Here is a 25,367-nt window from a genome sequence, read left to right on the forward strand (position 1 = left end):
TTCCAATGAATTGGCCGCCCCATTTTGTATTGGATCTCAACAACCAGAATGCGCTGCCGCACGATTGGGCGGCGCAGGTTCTTGACGCGACTCACGTGCCCGAGCGCCTTATTGTCCGATCCGGCGCCGACATTGCCCCAGGCGACGAGAAATTCTCGGTCCTCGAAGGCGCCGACGTCCGAGCGCGGTTCGATTGGCTCTGGCGTCTGTATCTTGGCCCAATCCGGGCCTTCGTCGCCGATCGTTTCGGCCGCCCGGTTTATCCAGCCAATCGGATCAGTTCGGCGATTACCCTGAATATATTGGAAGGCGTTGGCGCGGAAACCGGTTGGCATACCGACGCGAACCAGGTGACCGAAGTGTTCTATGCTGCAATGCCTGAGGTGGGTTCTGGGGGCGAACTGGAGTTTCGCCACCCGGGGTGTCCGATTGCGCAAATTCACCCCCGCGCGGGCACGTTCATCTGCTTCCCTGGCTCGATCGAGCACCGCGTCGTACCGCTGCGGTCTCCAAAACCAAGACTGGCTTTCCCGATGGTATTTTACGACAGTGCCATAGACCAGCCATTCGCAAGCCTCGGTGACCGCCACGAATTGAGCGTCGCATAAGAATTCGGGAGGAATTACGGTGACAATTTACCATTGTGCTGCTGGAGTGGGGATGCGGAATTAAGTAAACTGTCACCGTAATTCCCATCGTTGTTCTCTACGGCCTCGATTGGCCGTCGAGTGAACGCGGTGAGGTCGATCGGCCTACGCAGTGTGGCGGCTGAAGCCCACTCGCAGCCATCCGAGCCCGGCTTCGTCATTCCCAATTGCGGAGGTTCCGCTCAGCCCCTAGCTTTAGGACTCCCTCAGCCGGGCCGGTGGGCAAGACGCGGCGAGGGGAAAAGCCGGGGCCTTGAGAGGGGCAGCAGGGCTTCCACCGCTCTCCCGGCACCAGCCGCAACTATCGCTCAAAATTGAGATGTCGGTACCCCGCGCTCGCCGACCAAAAATAGACTCACGTGATAAGGACGATGGTGATGATCGAGGTGCTGGACGAAGGGCCGTTCTTCCACGGCACCATTGCGGATTTGCGCGTGGGTGATCTACTCACCTCAGGGTATCGGTCGAACTATCGTCCCGAAGTGGTGATGAATCACATCTACTTCACTGCCCTTGCGGACGGGGCCGGGCTTGCCGCTGAAATTGCGGCGGAGCTAACCGAAGGCGACGCCGTTCCGCGTGTTTATGCCGTAGAACCGACCGGGCCGTTCGAGAACGACCCAAATGTGACCGACAAGAAATTTCCCGGCAACCCCACTCGATCGTATCGCAGCAGCGCACCGCTCAAGATCATTGGTGAAATCACGGATTGGACCAGATTGACGCCCAAAGCACTACGCGTGTGGAGAGAAAGGTTGACCGCATTGCGCTCAGACGAACGAGGTGAAATCATCAACTGATGCGCGGCGGCGCGCAGCGCGTGATCAAATCGCTAAAGGGAGACGGTCGGAAAACCATCCACGGCAAGCCGTTCGGCGGGATGGAATCGACCGCCAGCACCGGGCAGGCGACTCCCGCCGCACTTGCGGACATTCACCGTTCGGAGCAGCATCGTTACCATGCTTGATGATGAACTAGACGATTTGCGCCGTGTCGCAGTGGGCGGAACCGCGTTGGAAATAGATAAGGCGTTGCTACCCCTGATCGCCAATTCTGATCCCCGTATTATCTCGCCAATATTGCTACTTCTGAACGAAAGCAGCGACCAGGACGGTATGTGGTCAATACTTCACGTAGCGGAATCGTTCGACGGCCCCGCATATGTAAAAGCCTTACTGAAAGTCCTACCGGAACTGAGGCAAACCTGCCTTTGGTGGGCTAAGACCCTACTCATCCGTATCCTCAATTCAGATGAGTATAGAGCTGACCTCGTACGGCAGCTTCGTGACGCATCCGTCTTGGCGAAAGAAGCCGTCGCCGTGATCTGCGGGCAGATCAACGAAGACGCACGCTTTCACAACAAAACGGCGCCGGTCCTAACCGCCATAAAGGCGTAGGGCCGGACGGCAGCTGACCACCCAAACATTGTCGTGCGCCGGCCGCCGCTCGCGCCGAAAAGCAGACTCCCCGGTTTCGGGAAGGGATATCGCGGGCGGGAACGACCGTGTGTGGACGCCCCTTCGGATACAAGGGGGTGTTCGAAAGTTTTGGTTGCGCAGGTTCAGGTGCTTCCGTGTGTCCGGCCTGTTGATGCAGCCATCATCACGGCTGCTGGCCTGTATGGAGATCGCGGGTCGGGTCCATCCCGAAATTGCGCGCTCGAGGCGCTTGGTCGTTTCCCTGGTTTTCCCGACCCCGTCTTCTGACCGTTGCGCCATACCTCTCTATTGACCTTCCTTGCGTCCCTGACGCCTCAGGCTCTGACGGTTACACCGCCGCAGCCGGAGCTCTGTAAGTCCCGCCGTGCGCCATCAGGGCCCAGACGGTTCTCGCCATCTTGTTCGCCATCGCGACCGTGACCAACATGCGGGGCTTACGCGCCAACATGCCGGCCAGCCAGGCGCCGACTTTATCGGGATCCCGTGCCGCAGCCTTCGTCACCGCGCTCGCGCCGATGATCAGGAGCCGGCGCAAGCTCCGCTCGCCCATCTTCGTTGTTCGCCCGAGCCGCTCCTTGCCACCGCTGGAGAGCTGCCGCGGAACGAGACCGAGCCAGGCGGCGAAGTCGCGACCACGGCGGAAGGTGCTGGCAGCAGGCGCGAGCGCCACGAGCGCAGTTGCTATCACCGGGCCGACACCCGGGATCGTCATCAGCCGCTTCGCCATAGGATCCGCCTTCGCCCGATGGGAAATCTCCCGGTCGAGCACTGCGATCTGCGCCTGTAGCGCCTCCAGTCCTTGCGCGATCACCATCAGGATAGGCCGCGCCTGGGTCGGAATATCCGATCCGGGATCGCGAACGATCTCGGCCAACTTGCCGACGTGGCCCACGCCCTGCCGAACAATGTACCCGAACTCGGTGAGATGCCCTCGCAGGGCGTTGATCAACTGAGTGCGCTGGCGGACGAGCAGGTCGCGCGTACGGAACACCACCGCTGAGGCCTGAGCCTCCGCGCTCTTGCCCTGGACGAACCGCATGGTCGGGCGCTGTGCTGCCTCGCAGATCGCCTCTGCGTCGGCCATGTCGTTCTTCTGGCGCTTCACAAACGGCTTCACGTAAGCCGGTGGAATGAGCCGCGTGTCATGGCCCAACGCCGCGATCTCGCGCGCCCAGTAATGCGCGCTTGCGCAGGCCTCCATCGCCACGACACACGGCGGCAACGTCGAGAAGAACGATAGAACCTGATCGCGCCGCAGCTTCTTGCGGATCACGACCGCACCGCTTCGATCGGCGCCGTGAACCTGGAAAACCGACTTGGCCAGATCGATGCCGACTGTGCTAACCTCATCCATGGACGCCTCCTGCAGTGGTGCTTCAACACCTCCACTCTGGCACATCGATGCCGTCAGGGGGCGTCCACTCCAACGAAATTAGGGCGCGTAGCTGTCGGGCCGTTGTCGCCCGCGTTTCAGCCGTTCGATCAGCGGCGCGCTGCTACCATAATCGGTCACCCCAGCTTCCGGGGTTCACGGTCCATCAGTGTGTGGCGCCCTGCGGGATAAACATCATAGCCACGATGATGACGCAAAACGCCAAGGCTAGGACAAGGCCAAGGATCATCTGTTGACGTACCGCGCGCTGATGATCGTCGGTGACACTATAGGAGACAGTCCGCGCCGCTAGGGCAATTGCTGCATCCGGCACGGCGAAGAAAAGAACGTCGCCTTTAGAAGCTGGTAGATGAGCGAGAGGCGAAAAAAACAGACCTACGTTGAAAAGAAGTGCGATTAAAAGCGCGATTTTCGGCCATCGCTCCTCGCGATAATCCGATCCGATCTTGGCCATGAAGGCGAGGCAACCAATCGCACACGCAATGCGATAGGTCGTCTTGAAGGGTATTCCGACTTCATTTTCCAGCGTTATGGCGAATGAGACGAAAGCGACTACCCCGAGAAGCACCACACAGACGCTGAGAAGTCTGGACTTCAGCCCTATCTTGCCCACGCTGCGATCTGCCTCCCCCACTAGCAACCACTCCGCCTCAGGTACTCAACGACAGCATCAACAGTGCGCTCAGACGCTGCCACCCCCTCGGCAGTGCTCGGTCCAAGCCCCATATGCACGGACGCAATCTGGTTGAGATAAGCGATCGCCCGCTCTCTGGGCAGTCCGCTCCTCAGCAACTGAGCAACATGACGCATGTATGCGTCATACTCGTCGGCAGCCGGGCCTCGCCAATCGTCGGTTCCAAAGCGACGGATGCCGATTGGGTCCCAGTGGTCCCAGCCAATCTGCCGAAGATCGGCAAGCTCGCTCTTATGCGCGTAGCCCATCACATGATGATGTCATTTCTGCCGTCAGCTATCTAGTCATTTCCGTCGAAAGCAACCACGCGGATAACCACCCAAAGCAAGGCATGTCCGGGCTCATGACGCGCGCCCTCTGGTTGAAAGCAGACCGGCGGGTTTCGGGAAACGGCATCAAGCGTCGGAACGACTGGAGTTAGGGTGCAAAACAGTCGTTCGTTCTGAGGGCGTTCCCTCGTCCCCCCACAGGCACACTTATTCCGGCAGTTCCGCCTTCGGAAAACCCGTCCACACCTGGTCGTAATCCTCGTCGCGCGCGCTCGTCTCCAGCGCGTAATCGGTCGGGTGGAACACCCAGCGGCTCTCGATCATGAAGGCCATGGTGCCGTCGATCTTGTGCGGCTTCAACTCAGCCTCGCTCGCGCCCTTCCAGCTTGCGACATCGGGGCCGTGGCCGCTCATCTGGTTGTGGAGCGACAGCGCGCCCGGGTTGAACCCGTCGGCCTTGGCGTCATAGGCGCCCGAGATCAGGCCCATGCATTCGCTCATGGTGTTGCGGTGGAACCAGGGCGGGCGGAACGTGTCTTCCGCGACCATCCACCGCGGCGGGAAGATCACGAAATCGACATTGGCGGTGCCCGGCACGTCGCTGGGCGAGGTGAGCACGGTGAAGATCGAGGGATCGGGATGGTCGAAGCTGACCGAGCCGATCGTGTTGAAGCGCGCGAGATCATATTTCCACGGCGCGTAATTGCCGTGCCATGCCACGACATCCATTGGCGAACGGCCAAGATTGGTCGTCCACAGCGCGCCGAGGAATTTCTGCACAAGCTCGAAATCGCCTTCGCGGTCTTCGAACCAGGCGACCGGCGTCTCGAAATCGCGCGGATTGGCGAGGCCGTTCGATCCGATCGGGCCAAGATCGGGCAGGCGGAAGGGCATGCCGTGATTCTCCGCGACGTAACCGCGCGCCTTGCCCTCTGGCAGCACCACGCGGAAGCGCACGCCGCGCGGGATCAGCGCGATCTCGCCGGGCTTCACGTCGATGCGGCCGAGCTCGGTATAGAGGGTGAGGGCGCCCATTTCCGGCAGGATCAGCAACTCGCCGTCAGCCGATACGAAGGCCCGGTCGACCATGTCCTTCGACGCCCGGTAGAGGTGCATGGCGACGCCAGCCTGGCTTTTCGGGCCATCGCCCGCGACGACCATCGTCGTCAGGCTATCGAGCCAGTCGGCATCCTCGATGTCGAGGGCGGCCCAGCGCAGGCGGTTGGGGGCAAGGGCCTCCTTGCTGATGCCCGGGGCGAAGCGTTTTGCTCCGGTGTAGCGGGTGAAGGCGGGATGCGCGGCGGAGGGGCGCAGACGGTAGAGCCAGGAGCGGCGATTCTCGTGGCGCGGCGCGGTGAAGGCGGTGCCGCTGAGCTGTTCGGCATAGAGGCCGAACGGGGGTTTCTGAGGAGAGTTGCGACCGACGGGCAGGGCGCCGGGTACTGCCTCGGTCGCGAAGTGGTTGCCGAAGCCTGTCATGTAATCGGACATCGCCGCGTTCCTTCTTTTCCTCTCCCCCTGTGGGAGAGGGAGGGGCCCGCTGCCAAAGGCAGCGGGAGGGTGAGGGGGACGCTCGATCGTCTCGAGCCTCATCCCCTCATCCAACTTCGACTAACTCGCTTCGCTCGTAAGTCTTCATATCCTTCTCCCACGGGGGGAGAAGGAAGTCAGGCCTCAACCGCCCCGGGCACCACGCCCCTGCGGATCTGGTCGAGCTCGATGCTCTCGAACAATGCCTTGAAATTGCCCTCGCCGAAGCCGTCATTGCCCTTGCGCTGGATGATCTCGAAGAAGATCGGGCCGACCATGTTCTCGGTGAAGATCTGCAGCAGCAGGCCGCCGCCCGTCTCCGGTGCGCCGTCGATCAGGATGTCGCGCTTGCGCATCTCGGCGACGTCGTGGCCGTGGCCGGGCAGGCGCTTGTCGATCAGGTCGAAATAGGTCTGCGGCGTGGTCTGGAAACGGATGCCGTTGGCGCGCAGCGCATCAACCGTGGCGAAGATGTCGTCGGTCGACAGCGCAAGATGCTGGATGCCTTCGCCCTTATAGTCCTTGATGAACTCCTCGATCTGCGAATGCTCGTCCTGGCTTTCGTTAAGCGGGATGCGGATCTTGTCGTCGGGCGCGGTCATCGCCTTGGAGAACAGGCCGGTCGCCTGGCCCTCGATGTCGAAATAGCGGATCTGGCGGAAGTTGAAGATGCGCGAATAATAATCCGCCCAATAATCCATCCGCCCGCGCTGCAGATTGTGCGTGAGGTGATCGAGCGTGTGCAGCCCGACTGAATGCTGGTCGGGCGAGGTGCCTTCGACCGGCTCGAAATCGATGTCGTAGATCGTGGCCGCGCCGCGGCGGTCGACCAGATAGAGGTTCGCGCCGCCAATGCCTTCGATCGCCGGGATGTTGAGCTCGGCCGGACCGACCTTGCCCTCGACCGCCACCGCGCCGCGCTCCACCGCCAGCTTCAGCGCCTTCGCCGCATCGGCGACACGGAAGGCCATGGCGTTGGCGGAGGGGCCGTGCTGCTCGCGGAAATTCGCGACCTGTCCGGCGGCATCCATGTTGAGCAGGAAGTTGATGTCGCCCTGCGCGTAGCGGCGGACATTCTTCGACCGATGCGTGCCGACATGAGTGAAGCCCATCTTCACGAACAGGTCAGCCAGCGCGTCGGGATCGGGGCCGGTGAACTCGACGAACTCGAAGCCGTCCAGGCCCATGGGATTGTCGTGCGGGTCGGTCATCGCGAATCTCCGAGGAGCAAAGTGGTAACAGATGAAACTACATAGGGCGGTTCCATCTGTTCGTCCACCTCTCAACGCAGCGATGTGCGATCAGGATGCCGGCAGTCCCTCGATCGTGACGCGGTCCGTGTAGAAGGCGAGATGATCGCGGATCCGGGCCACTGCCTCATAGGGCGCCTCATAGGTCCAGATCGCATTCTCCGCCTTGTCGGTGCCGGCGGGCAGCGAGAAATAGGAGGCGTCGCCCTTGTACGGGCAATAGCTATGATGGTCGGTGCGCGAGAGGAGCGCCATGTCAGCGTCCTTGCGCGGAATGTAGAAGACCGCCGGGTAGCTGGCTTCGCGCAGCACGAGGGATTCCGTCGTGTCGGCAATCACTCGTCCGCCCGCCGTCACTCTCACGCGGGCGGCGTTCGGTTCGATCGTGATCGGGTGATCGGGGCCCGGGATGCGGATCGGTTTGTCAGTCATGGCGATACCTCGCAAAAAGGGCGGCCCCGAAGGACCGCCCGGTTGATATATCAGAGGGCGGCGCGCTTCCCGCCATCGACGTTCACGACATTGCCGGTGATGAACGACGCTTTGTCCGAGCTGAGGAACAGAACCGCCTGGGCGATCTCGTCAGGCGTGCCGGTGCGGGCCAGCGGGATCGTCGAGGCAAGACCTGCCTTCCCCTCTTCGCCGCCGGTGAAGCGGTCGAGCATCGGTGTCTCCACCGGTCCCGGCGCGACGGCGTTGACCCGGACACCGAACGGAGCGGCTTCCAGCGCCGCCGCCTTGGTCAGGCCCTCCACGGCATGTTTGCTGGCAGTATAGAGCGCTGCGTTGGCGAACGCCGCCTGGCCAAGCACCGAGGAAATGTTGACGATCGATCCCGAGCCCTGCGCCTGCAGCGCGCGGAGTTCGTGCTTCATGCTGAGCAGTACGCCCAGCACGTTCGTGTCGAACATCGCGGCGTAGCTTTCCGGAGTCTGATCCGTCACCGGACCGAACTGACCCTCGGTGCCGGCATTGTTGACGGCGATATCGAGGCGGCCGAAACGCGCGACGGTGCCGTCGACCAGCGCGCGGAGATCTTCCTCGTGGCGGACGTCGGCGCGGATGAAATGGACCTCGGCGCCGAGTTTCCGCAGATCGGCGGCTGCCGCTTCGCCGGCTTCGGCATTGCGGCCGGAAATGACGACCTTCGCACCTTCACGGGCAAAAGCTTCTGCGGTGGCGCGGCCGATGCCGGTGAGGGCGCCGGTGACGAGGACGACGGGTGCTGTCATTTTAGTGATCCCTGATGAACTCTGGCAGGGCGTGATGCGCTGCGGATCATGAAATATGTACGTACGTATTTTTCGCAAGGGCTGTACTATGTTCGTACGTATTAAATTTAATAAGTAACTGATGTTGCGTGGTTTATTTCTTTGTCGTGCCGGAGGGAACCACCGTGTCTGTGTCCGATGCCGACCAGCCGCACCTTCCTGCTCGCGCCGAAATGAGAAGGAAGGCCAGGCCTGCTTCAGCGTTGCAGGATATCGAGGGCGATCCGTTTGAGCCGCTTCATCGGCTCTGCGCTCCGCTCGACCTTGGCGAGGAGGTTCGCGCCCTGGAGCGAGGCGACGAGGAACGCGGCGATATCGTCGCAATCGAGATCGGCGCGCACTTCGCCCGCCGCGACCGCCGCCTTGAGGCAGGACGCGATCGCCTCACGTACCGCGTCGAAAATCTCGACGAGATGCGGCCTGATTGCGTCGCTTCCGCTGGTCTCCGCGGCGAAATTGCCGATCATGCACCCGTTGCACAGGTTCTCGGCCGAGGCGCGTTCGATATTGGCGTCGAGAAAGGCGCCGAACCGTTCGAGCGGGGCACGGGCATCGTTCCGCAGCGTCTCGGCAAAGATGGCCATGCTTTTCTGGAAGTAGATGTCCAGCACCTCGAGGCCGAACGCTTCCTTCGAGACGAAGTGATTGGTGAAAGAGCCCTGCGGCACGCCCGCCGCCTGGACGATATCCCGCACGCTGGCGCCACCGAAGCCGCGCTCATGCACCACCCGCACCCCAGCGGTGAGGATCTTATCGCGGTTGGAGACCTTCGCCATGGAAGCAATATGGCCGTCCATATTATTGTGTCAAGGATGACAGCGGGGTGACGGGGAGCCAGCGTCGCGCTAGCGAGGGAATATGACCCGCCTGAAGCTCGACCAGTTCCTGCCCTATCGCCTGTCGATCGCGTCGAATCGCGTGTCGTCGGCGATTGCGACGGCCTATCAATCGCTGTTCGGGCTTCGCGTCCCCGAATGGAGGCTGATCGCGGTGATCGCGGAGAGCGACGGGTTGACCCAGCAGGCATTGGGCGTGGCGACGCGGATGGACAAGGTGACGGTGAGCCGCGCCGCCATCGCGCTGGTCGATCGCGGGCTGGTTCAGCGGCGGCCCAATCCGGACGACCAGCGATCGCACCTGTTGTCGCTGACCAAGGCAGGGCAGGCGCTGTACGAGAGCGTCGCGCCCAAGGCGCTTGAACTGGAAGCGCAGGTTTTTGCGGGATTTTCCGTCGAGGAAATCGCGGCGTTTCGCGCGATGCTCGACCGGATCGAGGCGTCGGCGGCACCGCTCGACCCCGAACAGGCTTGATAGCCGGCCCCGGCCTGTCCTAAGCGCGGTCGGGCCCTCCCCAGGCATTCGTGACTTTTCCAGGAGGCCCAATGCCCGAAATGCTCGATCGTGCCGGTTTGTCCGTTGCCCCCCAGCTTGCGTCGTTCGTCGAAGAGCAGGTGCTGCCGCCGCTCGGCATCGATCCTGTCCTTTGGTGGCAGGGGGTGGCCGGGGTCTTCGCATCGCTCGCCCCGGAGAATCGGGCGCTGCTCGCGAGGCGTGACGTGCTGCAGGGGCAGATCGACTCACGCTACGTCGCGGGCGAAGCAGCCGACGAATCGTTCCTGCGCGAGATCGGCTATCTCGTGCCCGAGCCGGCGCCTTTTGCGATCGGTACCGAAAAGGTCGATCCTGAGATCGCGACGATGGCGGGGCCGCAGCTCGTCGTTCCGGTGCTCAACGCGCGTTTCGTCCTGAACGCAGCCAATGCGCGCTGGGGCAGCCTGTACGACGCGCTCTACGGCACCGACGCACTGCCCGGCATGGCGGTGCCCGGCGGGTATGATCCGGTGCGCGGCGCTCAGGTGATCGACTATGCCAAGGCGTTCCTCGACCAGGCGGTGCCGCTGGCGAGCGAAAGCTGGGCTGCCTATCGTGGTGGTACGCCCGATCTGGCCGATCCGGCGCAGCTTGTCGGTCGCAAGGGTGAATCGCTGTTGTTGCGGCATAACGGCCTGCACATCGAGATCGTCATCGACCGGGAATCAGTGATCGGCCGCGGCGACGCGGGCGGCATCGCCGACGTGATCCTCGAATCCGCGATCACCACGATCGTCGACCTGGAGGATTCGATCGCCGCGGTGGATGCCGAGGACAAGGTCGCTGCCTATGCCAACTGGCTCGGGCTGATGCGCGGCGATCTGGCTGAAAGCTTCGACAAGGGCGGCAAGACGGTCACGCGCAGGCTCAATGCCGATCGCAGCTATGAAGCGGTCGGCGGCGGCACGCTGACCCTGCCGGGCCGCAGCCTGTTGTTCGTGCGCAATGTCGGGCATCTGATGACCAGCCCGGCGATAACGCTGGCCGATGGTGGCGAGGCGCCCGAGGGCATCCTCGATGCGATCATGACGGCCACGATCGCGCTTCACGATCTTCGCGGGCTGGGGGCATATCGCAACAGCCGGGCCGGGTCCTTCTACGTCGTGAAGCCGAAGATGCACGGTCCGGAGGAGGCCGGCTTCACCAACCGCCTGTTCGATGCGGTCGAGGACCTGCTTGGTCTCGATCGCCATACGATCAAGGTCGGGGTGATGGACGAGGAACGGCGCACCTCGGCCAATCTCGCTGCCTGCATCGAGGCGGTGAAGGACCGAATCGTGTTCATCAACACCGGCTTCCTCGATCGCACCGGCGACGAGATGCATACCGCGATGCGGGCGGGGCCGATGATCCCCAAGGCCGAGATGAAGTCGAGCGACTGGATCAAGGCCTATGAGGATCGCAATGTCCGCATCGGGCTGGCGCACGGCTTTTCGGGCAAGGCGCAGATCGGCAAGGGCATGTGGGCCGCACCGGACCGAATGGCCGACATGATGGAACAGAAGATCGGCCACCCCCGGTCCGGCGCGAACACGGCCTGGGTGCCGAGCCCCACGGCGGCGACGCTCCATGCGATTCACTATCACCAGGTCGACGTGTTCGAACGGCGCGTGGAGATTGCGTGCGAAGCCATTCCGGGCCTGAGCCATCTGCTCACCGTGCCGGTCGCGAAGGGCCGCAACTGGACGCCGGACGAGGTGCGTGCCGAACTCGACAACAATGCGCAGGGCATCCTCGGCTATGTCGTTCGCTGGATCGATCAGGGCGTTGGCTGCTCCAAGGTGCCCGATATCCACGATATCGGCCTGATGGAGGACCGCGCGACGCTGCGCATCTCCTCGCAGCACATGGCCAACTGGCTGCTCCACGGTGTCGCGACCAAGGCGGATATCGACGCTGCCTTTGCGCGCATGGCGGCAAAGGTCGACGTGCAGAATGCGGGCGATCCCCTGTACAGGCCGATGTCCGGGCATGAGGCGACGAGCCTGGCCTATCAGGCGGCGCGGGCGCTGGTGTTCGAGGGGCTGACCCAGCCGAACGGCTATACCGAGCCGCTGCTCCACGCCTATCGCGCGCGGGCCAAGGCGGAAACGCGTTAGGCTGTCTTCCTCCCCCGGCGAAAGCCGGGGGTCGGAGAATGGAAAGCGGAACGCGTCTAAAGTGCGTCGGGGCTAAGTCTCAGGCCTTGTTCGCCTGCCTCTTCGCCATGAAGGCGAGGCGTTCGAACAGCATCACGTCCTGCTCGTTCTTGAGCAGCGCGCCGTGGAGCGGGGGGATCGCCTTGGTCGGGTCGCGGTTCTGTAGCACCTCGAGCGGCATTTCCTCGTGCAGGAGCAGCTTGAGCCAGTCGAGCAGTTCGCTGGTGGAGGGCTTCTTCTTCAGGCCGGGCACGTCGCGGACGTCGTAGAAGATGTCCATCGCCTTCGACACCAGCAGTTTCTGGATGCCGGGGAAATGCACGTCGACGATTGCCTGCATCGTCTCCCGGTCAGGGAATTTGATATAGTGGAAGAAGCACCGGCGCAGGAACGCGTCGGGCAGTTCCTTTTCGTTGTTCGAGGTGATGACCACGATCGGGCGCTCGACCGCGCGGACCGTTTCCTTGGTCTCGTAGACATGGAATTCCATGCGATCGAGCTCCTGGAGAAGATCGTTCGGGAATTCGATATCGGCCTTGTCGATCTCGTCGATCAGCAGGACGGGCACCTCGGGGGCGGTGAAGGCCTCCCACAGCTTGCCGCGGCGGATATAGTTGGAGATGTCGTGGACCCGCTCGTCGCCGAGCTGGCCGTCGCGCAACCGGGCGACCGCGTCATATTCGTACAGGCCCTGCTGCGCCTTGGTGGTCGACTTGACGTTCCATTCGATCAGCGGCGCGCCGACCGCCTTGGCGATTTCATAGGCGAGGACAGTCTTGCCGGTGCCGGGCTCGCCCTTGACGAGCAGCGGACGGCGCAAGGTGACGGCGGCGTTGACCGCGACCTTCAGGTCGTCGGTCGCGACATAGCTTTGCGTGCCCTCGAAGCGCTTCATGCAGTCGTCCAATCCCGTTTCGAATATCGGGTTTGGGGATAGAAGGATTGTGCCGCTCCGCGCAAGCCGGTGTTTACGCGTGGTTGCGAGCGCTCGCGCGGGCTTCGAGCAGGTCCCACAGGCCGCGATGCTGGGCGAGGATCTGCTGCGCGCCGAACGCCATCGCCCGCTCGATTGCCGGCGTTTCGGCGAGCGCTGAGACCAGGGAGGCGGTTTCCATTTCGTCGGGGAGGCTTGAGACTGGCGGCGTGATGCCGAAGCGACGGGCCGCGGCGTCTAGCATGACACGGACGGCTGCCCAATCAAGTACCAGGGCGATCGCGGCGCCGGTCGCGCAGCCGGTACGATCCGACTGGGCGAGCATGTCGAGCGCGTGGCGCTGGCCGGCGACGGCTGCCTCCGACTCGGCCTGGCCCGGGGTCGAGGGCAGGGGACCGGCAGCGGCGGTGAGCCGCGCGAGATACGTCCGCTCCTCGATGAAAGCAGCGGCGGCGCTTTCAAGCCAGTCATGCGCCGCGGGCTGATGGCTGTGGACGACGGCATGATCGATGACGCCGGGATGGCGGCCATGGAGCCAGCACAGGGCATGAACCGCATCGGTCAGGTCGCGCACGGCGACGGTCGGACCCGAGAGCGCGCGCGGCATCGGATGAGTCGCGGTCCCGTCGACCGACGCGAGCGTGGCGATGGTGCCCCAGCTGCCGCCGATGCGTTGACCAAGTGCCGAATCGAAAGCCATGACCCCCCGGGTTTCCGTCTGAAAGCGCCGGCCAATCCGGCGCGGTTTCATCAATACGGCCATGGACTATACCGAAGGGCGTAAAGACGTGGTTTAGAGGCGATTAAGCCTGTCTAAACCACGATCGCCCCGTCGTATATTCGCGTCGTTTTATCCTGCGTCCAAAGCGTGCATGCCTTGGCGCGGATACAAAAACGCCCCGAAAACGTTCGGGGCGCTTTGCGATAGAAAGAACCGTTTCCGGACTTATTGATCGAGGAAGCTGCGCATCTTGCGCGAGCGCGACGGATGCTTGAGCTTGCGCAACGCCTTGGCCTCGATCTGACGGATACGCTCGCGCGTGACCGAGAATTGCTGGCCGACTTCTTCCAGCGTGTGGTCGGTGTTCATGCCGATGCCGAAGCGCATGCGGAGCACGCGTTCCTCGCGCGGGGTGAGCGAGGCAAGGACCCGGGTGACCGTTTCCTTGAGGTTCGCCTGGATTGCCGCGTCGACCGGGATGATGGCGTTCTTGTCCTCGATGAAATCGCCGAGATGCGAATCCTCCTCGTCGCCGATCGGCGTTTCGAGGGAGATCGGCTCCTTGGCGATCTTCATCACCTTGCGGACTTTTTCGAGCGGCATCGACAGGCGCTCGGCCATTTCCTCGGGCGTTGGCTCACGGCCCTGCTCGTGGAGGAACTGGCGGCTGGTCCGCACCAGCTTGTTGATCGTCTCGATCATATGGACCGGGATGCGGATCGTGCGGGCCTGGTCGGCGATCGAGCGGGTGATCGCCTGGCGGATCCACCAGGTGGCGTACGTGCTGAACTTGTAGCCGCGGCGATATTCGAACTTATCGACTGCCTTCATCAGGCCGATATTGCCCTCCTGGATGAGATCCAGGAACTGAAGGCCGCGGTTCGTATATTTCTTCGCGATCGAGATCACGAGGCGCAGGTTCGCCTCGACCATTTCCTTCTTGGCGATGCGCGCCTCGCGCTCGCCCTTCTGGACCATGTTGACGATACGACGGAATTCGCCGAGCGACATGCCGGTCGCCTGGCTGATCTCCGAAATCTCGATGCGGATTCGATCGGCCCCTTCGCTCTCGTTCGCGACGAAGGCGATCCATTTCTTGTCGAGCTTCGACACGCTCGGCAGGAACTGCTCGTCGAGCTCATGGCCGATATAGCGGTCGAGGAAGTCCTTGCGCGGCACCTTGTGGCGCTCGGCAAGGCGCAGCATCTGGCCGCCAAGCGCGGTCAGGCGCCGGTTGAAGGCATAGAGCTGATCGACGAGATATTCGATCTTCGCATTGTGGAACTGGACGCTCTCGACCTCTGCGGTCAGGTCCTCGCGCAGCTTCTGGTATTTGCGCTCCTCGGCTGCCGACAGTTCTCCGCCCGCTGCCATCGCCTCGAGGCGCTGCTGCTGCATCCGGGAGAATTTCTTGTAGATCGCCGTGATGTTGGCGAACCGCTCGAGCGCCTGCGGCTTGAGCTGTTCCTCCATCTGGGCGAGGCTGAGGGTGTTGTCCTCCTCCTCGTCGTCCGACGGCCGCGGCGTGCGCCGCTCGGTCATCGAATCCTCATCCTCGTCGGCGGCTGCCTCTTCAGGCTCTTCCTCTTCCTTGAACGAGGGGCCGGCGGTCTTTTCGGAGATTTCGCCCGAGCCATCCTCTTCGTCGGTAAGCGATTCGGGCGCGGGGTCCTTCGACAGCATCGCGTCGAGATCCAGGATCTCGCGCAGCTGCATCGTGCCTTCATTGAGGGCGGTCGACCAGTCGATGATCGCGTTGAAGGTGATCGGGCTCTCGCACAGGCCCAGGATCATCGTGTCCCGGCCGGCTTCGATCCGCTTGGCGATGGCGATCTCGCCCTCGCGGCTGAGCAGTTCGACCGCGCCCATCTCGCGCAGGTACATGCGCACCGGATCGTCGGTGCGGTCGATGACCTCTTTCTTCTTGGTCTCGAGCGCGGGCGCGCTTTCCTCGGACGAATCGACCGATTCGACCTCTTCCTCCTGCTGGTCGGCCTCTTCGCCGTCCTCGCCGGCTTCATCGTTCTCGACGATGTTGATGCCCATCTCGTTCAGCGCCGACATCACGTCTTCGAGCTGGTCGGACGACATCTGATCCTGCGGCAGCGCCTCGTTGAGCTGCTCATAGGTGATGTAGCCACGCTTTTTCGCGCGGGCGACCAGCTTCTTGATCGACGCGTCGTTGAGATCGATCAGCGGCGCATCGCTGTTCTCGGTCGTGTCAGCGACGTCCGCCATTTCCGTCTTCGCCATTAATTGCCCTCGGTACCTAAAGCTCTGGCGTCTTCGTTCGCTTGCACCAGATTTGCAAGTCGTGCGTCGAGCGCCTGTTGTTCCTTCACCAGCGAAACCTGCCGTTCAAAGGCTTCGTCCGAATAACGCGCCTTGAGCGCCACCGTTGCTTCCGCCAGCGCCGCGTCCACTTCAGGCCGCGCCACAAGGATGGCGATGGCCTCGTCCAGGTCCTCCCTCGCTCTCGCGGGTTCGGCACCTTTCTGCGTGAACGAACACGATAATTGGTCGGCCCGTAGCAGATCACTTGCGATGTTATCGAATCCTGATTTTGCCAATATGGTGAGCAAGCCCTCGCTATCAAGCGCCTGATCTTCGACGGCCAGGTCGACGACCGCCTCGAACAGCCGCCCGAGTGCCCCGTCGGCGAGCTTCAGCGATCCGAGAACTTCCATGTGACGGGCAATCTCGGCCGGGTGGCGGATCAGGCCGGCGAGTACCGCTTTTGCCAGGATTCGGTCGATTCCGGTGGCACGGACGCCCTTGGCGATGTCGGAAACGGGCGGGTCGGGCGCCTTCCATTTCTGGCCGGGCTTGCGTTTGGCCGCCTGCTGGAACGGGCGGAACGGCTCGCGCACCTTGGCATAGAGATTTTCGAAGCGGCGCCGGAACTCGGCCTGATATTCGATGCTGACATTCTTGTCGGCGATCGAATGGGCGTGCTCATTGAGCCTCATCTTCAGGCCCGCCTTCTGTTCGGGCGTGACGAGGGGCTCGGCAGCGAGCTCGTACGCCCAGAGACGGTCGACCAGCGGCTCGGGCGTGCGGAGCAGTTCCTCGAACGCCGCGGGCCCCTTGGCGCGGACCAGATCGTCCGGGTCGACTCCCTCAGGCAGGGTGACGAAAGCGAGGCTGCGGCCGGGCGCGAGCATCGGCAACGCGCGCAGGGCGGCGCGCATCGCTGCCTTCTGCCCGGCCGAATCGCCGTCGAAGCAGAGGATCGGCACGTCGCTGAGGCGCCAGAGCCGTTCGAGCTGCGCCTCGGTCAGTGCGGTGCCGAGCGGTGCGACCGCCTCGCCGAAACCGGCCTGGGCGAGGGCGATCACGTCCATATAGCCCTCGACCACCAGCACGCGGCCGCTCTTGCGGCTGGCCGGGGCGGCGCGATCGAGATTGTAGAGGGTGCGGCCCTTGTCGAAGAGCGGTGTCTCGGGCGAGTTGAGATATTTGGGCTCGCCGTCGCCGATAATCCGCCCGCCGAACGCAATCGGCCGGCCGCGCGGGTCGCGGATCGGGATCATCAGGCGGCCGCGGAACCGGTCGTACGGCTCCTTGCCCTCGACCGAGATCAGCAGGCCGGTCTCGACCAGCATCGGATCGCCATAGTCCCTGAGCGCATCCTTCAGCTTGCCGCGCGAATCGGGGGCGAAGCCGAGGCCGAATTCCCTCGCGGTCTCGGCGCGGATGCCACGGCGTTCGAGGATACCGCGCGCTTCGGCACCGGCGATGCCGTTGAGCTGGTCGGTGAACCAGGCGGCGGCGTCGGCGCACGCCTCGTGCAGCCCCTTCGCCCGTTCGGCGCGCTCGGCCGACTGGCGGTCCATCGCCGGCATCTCCATGCCGGCTGCCTGGGCGAGTTCCTTCACCGCATCCATGAAGGGCAGGCCGCGCTGATCGGTCATCCAGCGGATCGCGTCGCCATGCGCGCCACAGCCGAAGCAATGGTAGAACGCCTTGTCGTCGTTGACGTAGAAGCTGGGCGATTTCTCGTTGTGGAACGGGCAGCAGGCACGGAACTCGCGGCCGGCCTTTTGCAGCTTGGTGGTGCGGCCGATCAGCGACGACAGAAGGGTGCGCGCGCGGAGCTCGTCGAGGAATTGGGGTGAGAGACTCATTGGCGCTGTTCCGGCAGGCGCGGCTCTTCATCCCCCTCCCGCTTGCGGGAGGGGTTAGGGGAGGGCCTGTCCTTCAACGCGCGCTCGATCGTGGCCACGACTCCTTCGATATTTCCCAATATGTCGCTGTTCCAGAAGCGAAGGACAGAGAATCCCTGCGCTTCAATGATTTTTGTTCGGGCGCGGTCGGCTTCGACGTTCCAGTCGTGTTGGCCTCCATCGACCTCGATCACGAGTTTTGCCGAACGGGAGACGAAATCGCAGATGAAGGGCCCGATTGGGACTTGTCGGTTGAAGCGTGTGCCAGCGACCTTGTGCGCGCTCAGTTGCGCCCATAGCGCGCGCTCTGCGTCAGTTGCGTTCGCACGCAATTCGCGGGCTCTCATCGTGGGTCTGGCGTAGGCCTTGTCCGACATGCCCTCCCCCGCCCCCTCCCGCGAGCGGGAGGGGAGAATTGCGTTCCGCGCACCTTACGCCAAAGCCGCCTTCACCAGCCCGCTCGCCTTGCTCATGTCCAGGCTCTGCGCGTGGCGAGCCTTCAGTTCCGCCATCACCCGGCCCATGTCCTTCATGCCGCTGGCGCCGAGTTCAGCCTTGATCGCCTCGATCGCCGCTGACGTCTCGGCCTCGCTCATCTGCTGCGGCAGGAAGCGCTCGATCACCGCGACCTCGGCGGATTCGGCGTCGGCCAGTTCCTGGCGGCCGCCCTTCACGAACATCTCGATCGATTCGCGGCGCTGCTTGACCATCTTCTGCAGCACTTCGACCACCAGCGTGTCGTCGTCCTCGGGCGCCTTACCGGTGCGTGCCTCGATGTCGCGGTTCTTGATCGCCGACTGGATCAGGCGGAGGGCGGCGGTGCCTGGCTTGTCTCCGCCCTTCATGGCGGTGACGAGCGCGGCCTTGATGTCGTCGCGAATCATTGTCGGTCCTTTTCGGTAATCCGTACAGATAGCGCGGCCGCCGTATCTTTAACAGATTGACGCTCCGGCCCGCGAGGCTTAGCGACCGCCGCTTAGCGACATCGAAACCCGAAGGAGTGCCCGCCACGATGGCCGACGCCAAACCCGTAACTGCGCCCGAAGGAGCGACGGGAGTCCTCGTCCTCGCCAATGGGGACATTGCGTGGGGGCGCGGATTCGGCGCCGAGGGCGAGGCCGTGGGCGAGGTGTGCTTCCACACCGCGATGACCGGCTATCAGGAGGTGATGACCGATCCGTCCTTCGCCGGGCAGATCATCACCTTCACCTTCCCGCATATCGGCAATGTCGGCGCCAACCCCGATGACGTTGAGGCGAACGACCCGCACGCGCTCGGCATCATCGTGCGCGAGGACGTGACCGCGCCGTCGAACTTCCGCTCGGTCGAACGGCTCGACGACTGGATGAAGCGGCACGACCGAATCGGCCTTTCCGGCATAGACACCCGCGCGCTGACCCGGCGCATCCGCACCGGCGGCGCGCCGAATGGCGTGATCTCGCACCGCGCCGACGGCAAGTTCGACATCCCCCTGCTGCTCGAGATGGCGAAGGCGTGGCCGGGGCTCGAGGGCATGGACCTCGCCATCTCGGTCACCACCGAGACTCATTATGGCTGGGAAGGCGGCATCTGGCGGCTCGGCTTCGGCTACGGCGCGGGCGGGGCGGAGGATACGCGTCCCCATGTCGTCGCGATCGACTACGGCGCCAAGCGCAACATCTACCGCAACCTGGTCAAGGCCGGCGCCAAGGTCAGCGTGTTGCCCGCGACCGCGACCTTCGAACAGGTCATGGCGCTGAAGCCCGACGGCATCTTCCTCTCGAACGGCCCGGGCGACCCCGCCGCGACCGGTGACTATGCGGTGCCTGTGATCCAGGCGCTGCTGGAGACGCGGATTCCGCTTTTCGGTATCTGCCTTGGTCACCAGCTTCTCGGCCTTGCGGTCGGGGCCGAGACGACCAAGATGTTCCAGGGCCATCGCGGCGCGAACCACCCGGTCAAGCGGTTGAGCGACGGCGCGGTCGAGATCACCAGCATGAACCACGGCTTCGCGGTGCTGAGCGAGACGCTGCCGGCGACGGCGCGGGAGACTCATGTGTCGCTGTTCGACGGCTCCAATGCCGGGTTCGAGTTGACCGACCGGCCCGCGTTCAGCGTGCAATATCATCCCGAGGCGAGCCCGGGCCCGCAGGACAGCTTCTATCTGTTCGAGAAGTTCGTCGGCTCGCTGGAGAAAGCGGCATGACGCTCCCCGAGGTGGATCAGACCAGGTTCGAGCAGGAATGGCTCGGCGACCAGGACGTTCTCGCGAGCCTTGCGAAGAATGGCGACAGGCCGGAAATTCCCCGGACGGTCGATGTGAGCTTCAGCGGTGACGAAGAGGCGCTGGATCGTCTTGCCGAGAATGCCGGGGAACTTGGCTTCGCGGTGATCGACCGCGAGGAGAATGAGGAAGGCGGCATATCGCTCTTCCTGGCGCGGGAGCAGAAGGCGGACGCTGCTTCGATCAAGGCGCTGACGCTTCAATGCCTGCAGATCGAGATACTTTACGACGTGGAATATGAGGGTTGGGGCTGCATGGCCGAAACGGGATCGAGCCACTAATGCCAAAACGCACTGACATCTCCTCCATCCTCGTCATTGGCGCTGGTCCGATCGTCATCGGCCAGGCGTGCGAGTTCGATTATTCCGGCACGCAGGCGATCAAGGCGCTGCGCGAGGAGGGCTATCGCATCGTCCTGGTCAATTCGAACCCGGCGACGATCATGACCGACCCCGAACTGGCCGATGCGACCTATGTCGAGCCGATCACGCCGGAGATCGTCGCCAAGATCATCGAGAAGGAGCGGCCTGACGCCGTCCTGCCGACCATGGGCGGGCAGACCGCGCTCAACACCGCGCTCGCGCTGTTCAACGATGGCACGCTGGCGAAATTCGGCGTGCAGATGATCGGCGCCGATGCCGAGGCGATCGACAAGGCCGAGGACCGGCTGAAGTTCCGCGACGCGATGGACAAGATCGGGCTCGAATCCGCCCGTTCGGCCATCGCGCACACGCTGGAAGAGGCGTTGGCCGGGCTTGAGACGACCGGTCTGCCGGCGATCATCCGTCCGAGCTTCACCATGGGCGGCTCGGGCGGCGGCATTGCCTATAATCGCGAGGAATTCGAGGAGATCGTCCGCAAGGGGCTGGACGCATCGCCGACCACCGAGGTGCTGATCGAGGAATCGCTGCTCGGCTGGAAAGAATATGAGATGGAGGTCGTGCGCGACCGCAACGACAATTGCATCATCATCTGTTCGATCGAGAATGTCGATCCGATGGGCGTCCATACGGGCGACTCCATCACCGTCGCGCCGGCGCTGACGCTGACCGACAAGGAATATCAGATCATGCGCAACGCGAGCATCGCGGTGCTGCGTGAAATCGGCGTGGAAACAGGTGGTTCGAACGTTCAGTTCGCGGTGAATCCGAAGGATGGCCGCCTGGTCGTGATCGAGATGAACCCGCGCGTGTCGCGGTCGTCCGCGCTCGCCTCCAAGGCGACCGGCTTCCCGATCGCCAAGGTCGCCGCCAAGCTGGCGGTCGGCTACACGCTCGACGAGATCATCAACGATATCACCGGGGCGACGCCGGCCTCGTTCGAGCCGACGATCGACTATGTCGTCACCAAGATCCCGCGTTTCGCCTTCGAGAAGTTCAAGGGTGCGGAGCCGATCCTGTCGACCGCGATGAAGTCGGTCGGCGAGGTAATGGCAATCGGTCGCAACATCCATGAATCGATGCAGAAGGCGCTGCGCGGGCTGGAGACTGGGCTGAGCGGCTTCAACCAGGTCGATGCGCTGGTCGGCGCGCCGCGCGACGAGATCGAGGCGGCGCTGGCCCGCGCCACGCCCGACCGGCTGCTCGTCGCGGCGCAGGCGCTGCGTGAGGGCTTCACCGTCGCCGAGGTGCATGGAATCGCGAAGTACGATCCCTGGTTCCTCGAGCGGATCGCCGAGATCATCGAGGCCGAGGAGGAGGTTTGCCGGGGCGGCCTGCCGCAGGACTCAGCCGGCATGCGGCGGCTGAAGTCGATGGGCTTCAGCGACAAAAGGCTTGCCTGGCTCGCGCTCAAATCGGCCAATCTTCATGGCGGCATGGACCGCAGCATCGCGCGTTCGTCCGGCCTGATCCATGAGGCTGTCGCGGCGATGACCGGCGGCGTGACCGAGGAGGAGGTGCGCAAGCATCGCCACAAGCTCGGCGTGCGGCCCGTGTTCAAGCGGATCGACACCTGCGCGGCCGAGTTCGAGGCGAAGACGCCGTACATGTACTCGTCCTACGAGGCGCCGAGCTTCGGCGAGCCCGAGAACGAGGCTATGCCGTCGGACCGCAGGAAGATCGTCATCCTCGGTGGCGGTCCGAACCGGATCGGGCAGGGGATCGAGTTCGACTATTGCTGCTGCCATGCCTGCTTCGCGCTGGCCGATGCCGGCTATGAAACGATCATGGTCAACTGCAACCCGGAGACGGTGTCGACCGACTACGACACCTCCGACCGGCTTTATTTCGAGCCGCTGACCGCCGAGGACGTGCTCGAGATCCTGCATGTCGAGCAGCAGAACGGCACGCTGGTCGGCGTGATCGTCCAGTTCGGCGGGCAGACGCCGCTGAACCTCGCCAATGCGCTTGAGCAGGCGGGGATTCCGATCCTCGGCACCAGCCCCGACGCGATCGACCTGGCCGAGGACCGCGAGCGCTTCGCCGCGCTGGTCACCAAACTCGGCCTGCACCAGCCGGCCAATGGCATCGCGCGGAGCCGCGACGAGGCGATCAAGGTCGCCGAACGGATCGGCTATCCCGTGCTGATGCGCCCGAGCTATGTGCTGGGCGGCCGCGCGATGGAGATTGTCGACGGGCCGGCGCAGCTCGACGACTATATCCAGACGGCGGTGCAGGTGTCGGGCGATTCGCCCGTGCTGATCGACCAGTATCTGCGCGATGCGATCGAGGTCGATGTCGACGCGATTTCGGACGGCGTCGACGTGACGGTGGCCGGCGTGCTTCAGCATATCGAGGAAGCCGGCGTTCATTCGGGCGACAGCGCCTGCTCGATCCCGCCCTACAGCCTGCCCGATGAGATCATCGCCGAGATCGAGCGCCAGACCGCCGCGCTGGCTAGGGCGCTGTCGGTCGTCGGCCTGATGAACATCCAGTTCGCGGTGAAGGACGGCCTAGTCTATCTGATCGAGGTCAATCCGCGCGCCAGCCGGACCGTGCCGTTCGTCGCGAAGGCGATCGGCGCGCCGGTCGCCAAGATCGCCGCGCGGGTGATGGCGGGAGAAAAGCTCGCCGACCTGCCCAGGATCGATCGCGCGATCGATTATGTCGCGGTGAAGGAGGCTGTGTTCCCCTTCAACCGCTTCCCGGGGATCGATCCGGTGCTCTCACCGGAAATGAAGTCAACCGGCGAAGTGATGGGGATCGATCGCGATTTCGTCACCGCCTTTGCCAAGTCGCAGCTTGGCGCCGGCAATGTGCTGCCGAAATCGGGCAGCCTGTTCGTCAGCGTGAAGGACAGCGACAAGCCGGTGGTCCTGTCGGGCGTGAAGCTGCTTGCCGACCATGGTTTCGCCATCGTCGCGACCGGGGGGACGGCGGATTATCTGTCGGCGCACGGCGTTGAGGTCGAACGGGTCAACAAGGTGGCGCAGGGAAGGCCGCATATCGTGGACCTGATCAAGGACGGCGGGATCGACCTGATCTTCAACACGACGGAAGGGTGGCAGTCGCTGAAGGACTCGCAGCCGATCCGCGCATCGGCGCTGAATCAGAAGATTCCGTACTTCACCACTGCCCCCGCCAGCGTCGCCGCGGCACAGGCGATCGTGGCGCTTGCGACACGCAGCCTTGAAGTACGGCCCCTGCAATCCTATTATTCGCACTCGCACAAATAATTTCCCACATGAGAAGACGTGCGGGCGGGTCCGTGAGGGCCGGCTTTAAGTGAATTTTTGACGAAGGACCTAAAGGGATGGCGACCGTCGACAAGATGCCGATGCTGCAGGAGGGCTATGAAAAGCTCAATGCGGACCTGAAGCGCCTTAAAGCGGAGCGCCCGACCATCGTCGACGCGATCGAGGAAGCGCGCGCGCATGGCGACCTCTCCGAAAATGCGGAATATCATGCCGCGAAGGAGCGGCAGGGCCAGATCGAGGCATCGATCTCCGACATCGAGGACAAGCTGTCACGTGCGCAGGTGATCGATCCGCGCGACCTGTCGGGCGACAAGGTGGTGTTCGGCGCGACCGTCACCTTGCTCGACGAGGACGACAAGCCGATCCGCTACCAGATCGTCGGCCAGACCGAGGCCGACGCCAAGGGCGGGCGCATCTCGTACAACTCGCCGCTGGGCCGCGCGCTGATCGGGCGCAAGGTCGAGGACGAGGTCGAGGTGACGGTACCGTCGGGCGACCGTTATTATGTCGTCTCGAAGATCGAGTTCATCTGAACGCAATCAATCTTCCGCGGGGCCGATTCACCGACGCGCTTGTTGCGCTGTCGGCGTTCGCGCTGCTGTTCGTCACCGCCGCGATCGGGCTCGATCGGGCGGCGTTGCTGTATGGCTTCATCCCGGTCGATTTCCTGGGCGGTGCCTGGCGTGAGGACGCGGTGCGCTCCTGGCTCTCGCCGCTCGCTTCCGCCTTCCTCTCGCGTGATTTCATCTCGGCGATCTTCAACATGGTCTTCCTGCTGATCGCGGGACGTTATGTCGAAAAGGCGATCCGCCCGGTCGGGCTTGGCGTGGTCTTCGTCGCCGGCGCCTATGCCGGGGCGCTGGCGCGGCTGATCCTGACGTCCGGTTCGCCGATCCCAAGCGCCGGGCTCGACGCGGCGGTGTTCGCGGTGATCGGCGCCTATTTCATGCTCTATGGCGTGCCGGCCGCGATTCCGGTCGCGCGGCACCACAGCCGAACGGCGCAGATCGCCATCCTCGCGGGAATCTGGCTGGCGATCCAGATCGCCTTCGCGATCGTGGCGCAGAACTTCGCTGTGTCCGTAACCATCGTCGAGCCGCTTGGTGGCCTGATCGCCGGCGTGGCGCTGGCGAGGCCGTTGCTCGCCTGGGCTTACCGCAAGGCCTGAGCCGGCGGGCCGAAGCGCTGTGTATTTATTGAAATCTTCACCCCGTTCGTCCTGAGTGGTCATTGGGCATGTCGAAATGGCGTATCGAAGGACAAGCGGCACGCGCTACCGCGGTCCTTCGATACGGGCCCTCGAAAGGCTAAGTCCCTGCTCAGGACGAACGGGGAGACCGGAGGACCCGGTCCTTCAATTCAGCCCTGGGGCGTATCCAGCACATCGGGCTGGAGCAGGCGGTGGAGGTGCACCACCACGAACTTCATCTCAGCATCGTCGACGGTGCGCTGGGCGGCGGAGCGCCACGCCTTCTCGGCGCTCGCATAATCGGGATAGATGCCGACGACCTCGATTGAATCGAGATCGTCGAAATCGAGATGCTGCGGGTCGCTGACGCGGCCGCCGAAGACGAGGTGGAGCTTGCTCATGGATCGGGCTTCCAAAGGGGAGGGGTGGCCTCGTCCTTAGAGCGGGATTCGGGC

The 25,367-nt window shown here is 63.6% G+C and carries 25 protein-coding genes; 11 read left to right on the top strand and 14 right to left on the bottom strand.

All coding sequences use genetic code 11. The features are described 5' to 3' along the window. Positions 1-5: 5 nt before the first annotated feature. The 4 genes from P0Y59_03090 to P0Y59_03105 all read left to right on the top strand — a co-directional run bounded on the left by P0Y59_03090 (position 6) and on the right by P0Y59_03105 (position 2,044). Positions 6-608, top strand: a complete 603-nt coding sequence (locus tag P0Y59_03090) for a 2OG-Fe(II) oxygenase (protein ID WEK00694.1) — start codon at positions 6-8, stop codon at positions 606-608. A 416-nt stretch (positions 609-1,024) separates the two neighbouring features. Further along, on the top strand, positions 1,025-1,447 hold the full coding sequence (gene arr / locus P0Y59_03095; protein ID WEK00695.1) for an NAD(+)--rifampin ADP-ribosyltransferase: 423 nt from the start codon (positions 1,025-1,027) through the stop codon (positions 1,445-1,447). Then, positions 1,447-1,614, top strand: coding sequence for a hypothetical protein (locus tag P0Y59_03100; protein WEK00696.1), 168 nt, complete (start codon positions 1,447-1,449; stop codon positions 1,612-1,614). The genes arr and P0Y59_03100 overlap by 1 nt, the downstream gene beginning before the upstream one ends. After that, on the top strand, positions 1,607-2,044 hold the full coding sequence (locus P0Y59_03105; protein WEK00697.1) for an Imm30 family immunity protein: 438 nt from the start codon (positions 1,607-1,609) through the stop codon (positions 2,042-2,044). Before P0Y59_03100 ends, P0Y59_03105 begins: the two co-directional genes overlap by 8 nt. 370 nt (positions 2,045-2,414) lie before the next feature. Here the strand turns inward: P0Y59_03105 and P0Y59_03110 are convergent, their stop codons facing one another. From P0Y59_03110 to P0Y59_03140, 7 genes are all read right to left on the bottom strand, one after another. Continuing rightward, on the bottom strand, positions 2,415-3,440 hold the full coding sequence (locus P0Y59_03110; GenBank protein ID WEK00698.1) for an IS110 family transposase: 1,026 nt from the start codon (positions 3,438-3,440) through the stop codon (positions 2,415-2,417). Between the two features lie 184 nt (positions 3,441-3,624). Continuing rightward, a complete protein-coding gene (locus P0Y59_03115) occupies positions 3,625-4,092 on the bottom strand; it encodes a hypothetical protein (GenBank protein ID WEK00699.1) in 468 nt (155 codons plus the stop codon). Between the two features lie 557 nt (positions 4,093-4,649). Then, positions 4,650-5,933, bottom strand: coding sequence for a homogentisate 1,2-dioxygenase (gene hmgA, locus P0Y59_03120; protein WEK00700.1), 1,284 nt, complete (start codon positions 5,931-5,933; stop codon positions 4,650-4,652). A gap of 176 nt (positions 5,934-6,109) precedes the next feature. Beyond that, positions 6,110-7,183 (bottom strand): 4-hydroxyphenylpyruvate dioxygenase, encoded by a 1,074-nt coding sequence (gene hppD, locus P0Y59_03125; GenBank protein WEK00701.1) that lies wholly within the window; start codon positions 7,181-7,183, stop codon positions 6,110-6,112. 90 nt (positions 7,184-7,273) lie between these two features. Continuing rightward, positions 7,274-7,654 carry a DUF427 domain-containing protein gene (locus P0Y59_03130; GenBank protein WEK00702.1) on the bottom strand — a complete coding sequence of 127 codons (381 nt, stop codon included), beginning with the start codon at positions 7,652-7,654 and terminating at the stop codon, positions 7,274-7,276. 50 nt (positions 7,655-7,704) lie between these two features. Next, positions 7,705-8,454 (bottom strand): glucose 1-dehydrogenase, encoded by a 750-nt coding sequence (locus tag P0Y59_03135; GenBank protein WEK00703.1) that lies wholly within the window; start codon positions 8,452-8,454, stop codon positions 7,705-7,707. A 236-nt stretch (positions 8,455-8,690) separates the two neighbouring features. Next, entirely contained in the window at positions 8,691-9,269 is a 579-nt protein-coding gene (locus P0Y59_03140) for a TetR family transcriptional regulator C-terminal domain-containing protein (protein WEK00704.1), read from the bottom strand. A gap of 82 nt (positions 9,270-9,351) precedes the next feature. Between P0Y59_03140 and P0Y59_03145 the strand changes: the two genes are divergently transcribed. Together P0Y59_03145 and P0Y59_03150 are read left to right on the top strand one after the other, a co-directional pair. Next, entirely contained in the window at positions 9,352-9,804 is a 453-nt protein-coding gene (locus P0Y59_03145; GenBank protein WEK00705.1) for a MarR family transcriptional regulator, read from the top strand. A 71-nt stretch (positions 9,805-9,875) separates the two neighbouring features. Then, positions 9,876-11,963, top strand: coding sequence for a malate synthase G (locus P0Y59_03150; protein WEK00706.1), 2,088 nt, complete (start codon positions 9,876-9,878; stop codon positions 11,961-11,963). Between the two features lie 79 nt (positions 11,964-12,042). Here the strand turns inward: P0Y59_03150 and P0Y59_03155 are convergent, their stop codons facing one another. The 6 genes from P0Y59_03155 to P0Y59_03180 all read right to left on the bottom strand — a co-directional run bounded on the left by P0Y59_03155 (position 12,043) and on the right by P0Y59_03180 (position 18,707). Then, positions 12,043-12,897 carry a MoxR family ATPase gene (locus tag P0Y59_03155; GenBank protein WEK00707.1) on the bottom strand — a complete coding sequence of 285 codons (855 nt, stop codon included), beginning with the start codon at positions 12,895-12,897 and terminating at the stop codon, positions 12,043-12,045. 73 nt (positions 12,898-12,970) lie between these two features. Beyond that, positions 12,971-13,636, bottom strand: coding sequence for a hypothetical protein (locus tag P0Y59_03160; protein ID WEK00708.1), 666 nt, complete (start codon positions 13,634-13,636; stop codon positions 12,971-12,973). A gap of 246 nt (positions 13,637-13,882) precedes the next feature. Then, on the bottom strand, positions 13,883-15,910 hold the full coding sequence (rpoD, locus tag P0Y59_03165) for an RNA polymerase sigma factor RpoD (protein ID WEK00709.1): 2,028 nt from the start codon (positions 15,908-15,910) through the stop codon (positions 13,883-13,885). Then, the gene (gene dnaG / locus P0Y59_03170) at positions 15,910-17,784 is read right to left on the bottom strand and encodes a DNA primase (protein ID WEK00710.1); all 1,875 of its coding nucleotides are present in this window, start codon (positions 17,782-17,784) and stop codon (positions 15,910-15,912) included. Before dnaG ends, rpoD begins: the two co-directional genes overlap by 1 nt. Then, positions 17,781-18,200, bottom strand: coding sequence for a DUF559 domain-containing protein (locus P0Y59_03175; protein WEK00711.1), 420 nt, complete (start codon positions 18,198-18,200; stop codon positions 17,781-17,783). Before P0Y59_03175 ends, dnaG begins: the two co-directional genes overlap by 4 nt. 54 nt (positions 18,201-18,254) lie before the next feature. Then, positions 18,255-18,707 carry a GatB/YqeY domain-containing protein gene (locus tag P0Y59_03180; GenBank protein ID WEK00712.1) on the bottom strand — a complete coding sequence of 151 codons (453 nt, stop codon included), beginning with the start codon at positions 18,705-18,707 and terminating at the stop codon, positions 18,255-18,257. Between the two features lie 128 nt (positions 18,708-18,835). Between P0Y59_03180 and carA the strand changes: the two genes are divergently transcribed. The 5 genes from carA (at position 18,836) to P0Y59_03205 (ending at position 24,891) form a co-directional block, all read left to right on the top strand. Continuing rightward, positions 18,836-20,008, top strand: a complete 1,173-nt coding sequence (gene carA, locus P0Y59_03185; GenBank protein WEK00713.1) for a glutamine-hydrolyzing carbamoyl-phosphate synthase small subunit — start codon at positions 18,836-18,838, stop codon at positions 20,006-20,008. Then, on the top strand, positions 20,005-20,367 hold the full coding sequence (locus P0Y59_03190) for a ribonuclease E inhibitor RraB (GenBank protein WEK00714.1): 363 nt from the start codon (positions 20,005-20,007) through the stop codon (positions 20,365-20,367). The genes carA and P0Y59_03190 overlap by 4 nt, the downstream gene beginning before the upstream one ends. Beyond that, entirely contained in the window at positions 20,367-23,702 is a 3,336-nt protein-coding gene (gene carB, locus P0Y59_03195; protein ID WEK00715.1) for a carbamoyl-phosphate synthase large subunit, read from the top strand. Before P0Y59_03190 ends, carB begins: the two co-directional genes overlap by 1 nt. A gap of 77 nt (positions 23,703-23,779) precedes the next feature. Beyond that, a complete protein-coding gene (greA, locus tag P0Y59_03200; GenBank protein ID WEK00716.1) occupies positions 23,780-24,256 on the top strand; it encodes a transcription elongation factor GreA in 477 nt (158 codons plus the stop codon). Positions 24,257-24,360: 104 nt separating this feature from the next. Next, positions 24,361-24,891 (top strand): rhomboid family intramembrane serine protease, encoded by a 531-nt coding sequence (locus tag P0Y59_03205; protein ID WEK00717.1) that lies wholly within the window; start codon positions 24,361-24,363, stop codon positions 24,889-24,891. Between the two features lie 191 nt (positions 24,892-25,082). On the opposite strand, the gene P0Y59_03210 is transcribed toward P0Y59_03205, so the two are convergent. Then, positions 25,083-25,313 (bottom strand): DUF4170 domain-containing protein, encoded by a 231-nt coding sequence (locus tag P0Y59_03210; protein ID WEK00718.1) that lies wholly within the window; start codon positions 25,311-25,313, stop codon positions 25,083-25,085. Positions 25,314-25,367: the final 54 nt, after the last annotated feature.

Source organism: Candidatus Sphingomonas phytovorans (assembly GCA_029202385.1).
In the GTDB taxonomy this organism is placed as follows: domain Bacteria; phylum Pseudomonadota; class Alphaproteobacteria; order Sphingomonadales; family Sphingomonadaceae; genus Sphingomonas; species Sphingomonas phytovorans.

Coding starts and splice junctions, on each gene's coding strand:
- P0Y59_03090 (WEK00694.1), top strand. CDS start 6: ATGAATTGGCCGCCCCATTTTGTATTGGATCTCAACAACCAGAATGCG.
- arr (WEK00695.1), top strand. CDS start 1,025: ATGATCGAGGTGCTGGACGAAGGGCCGTTCTTCCACGGCACCATTGCG.
- P0Y59_03100 (WEK00696.1), top strand. CDS start 1,447: ATGCGCGGCGGCGCGCAGCGCGTGATCAAATCGCTAAAGGGAGACGGT.
- P0Y59_03105 (WEK00697.1), top strand. CDS start 1,607: ATGCTTGATGATGAACTAGACGATTTGCGCCGTGTCGCAGTGGGCGGA.
- P0Y59_03110 (WEK00698.1), bottom strand. CDS start 3,440: ATGGATGAGGTTAGCACAGTCGGCATCGATCTGGCCAAGTCGGTTTTC.
- hmgA (WEK00700.1), bottom strand. CDS start 5,933: ATGTCCGATTACATGACAGGCTTCGGCAACCACTTCGCGACCGAGGCA.
- hppD (WEK00701.1), bottom strand. CDS start 7,183: ATGACCGACCCGCACGACAATCCCATGGGCCTGGACGGCTTCGAGTTC.
- P0Y59_03130 (WEK00702.1), bottom strand. CDS start 7,654: ATGACTGACAAACCGATCCGCATCCCGGGCCCCGATCACCCGATCACG.
- P0Y59_03135 (WEK00703.1), bottom strand. CDS start 8,454: ATGACAGCACCCGTCGTCCTCGTCACCGGCGCCCTCACCGGCATCGGC.
- P0Y59_03140 (WEK00704.1), bottom strand. CDS start 9,269: ATGGCGAAGGTCTCCAACCGCGATAAGATCCTCACCGCTGGGGTGCGG.
- P0Y59_03145 (WEK00705.1), top strand. CDS start 9,352: ATGACCCGCCTGAAGCTCGACCAGTTCCTGCCCTATCGCCTGTCGATC.
- P0Y59_03150 (WEK00706.1), top strand. CDS start 9,876: ATGCCCGAAATGCTCGATCGTGCCGGTTTGTCCGTTGCCCCCCAGCTT.
- P0Y59_03155 (WEK00707.1), bottom strand. CDS start 12,897: ATGAAGCGCTTCGAGGGCACGCAAAGCTATGTCGCGACCGACGACCTG.
- P0Y59_03160 (WEK00708.1), bottom strand. CDS start 13,636: ATGGCTTTCGATTCGGCACTTGGTCAACGCATCGGCGGCAGCTGGGGC.
- rpoD (WEK00709.1), bottom strand. CDS start 15,910: ATGGCGAAGACGGAAATGGCGGACGTCGCTGACACGACCGAGAACAGC.
- dnaG (WEK00710.1), bottom strand. CDS start 17,784: ATGAGTCTCTCACCCCAATTCCTCGACGAGCTCCGCGCGCGCACCCTT.
- P0Y59_03175 (WEK00711.1), bottom strand. CDS start 18,200: ATGTCGGACAAGGCCTACGCCAGACCCACGATGAGAGCCCGCGAATTG.
- P0Y59_03180 (WEK00712.1), bottom strand. CDS start 18,707: ATGATTCGCGACGACATCAAGGCCGCGCTCGTCACCGCCATGAAGGGC.
- carA (WEK00713.1), top strand. CDS start 18,836: ATGGCCGACGCCAAACCCGTAACTGCGCCCGAAGGAGCGACGGGAGTC.
- P0Y59_03190 (WEK00714.1), top strand. CDS start 20,005: ATGACGCTCCCCGAGGTGGATCAGACCAGGTTCGAGCAGGAATGGCTC.
- carB (WEK00715.1), top strand. CDS start 20,367: ATGCCAAAACGCACTGACATCTCCTCCATCCTCGTCATTGGCGCTGGT.
- greA (WEK00716.1), top strand. CDS start 23,780: ATGGCGACCGTCGACAAGATGCCGATGCTGCAGGAGGGCTATGAAAAG.
- P0Y59_03210 (WEK00718.1), bottom strand. CDS start 25,313: ATGAGCAAGCTCCACCTCGTCTTCGGCGGCCGCGTCAGCGACCCGCAG.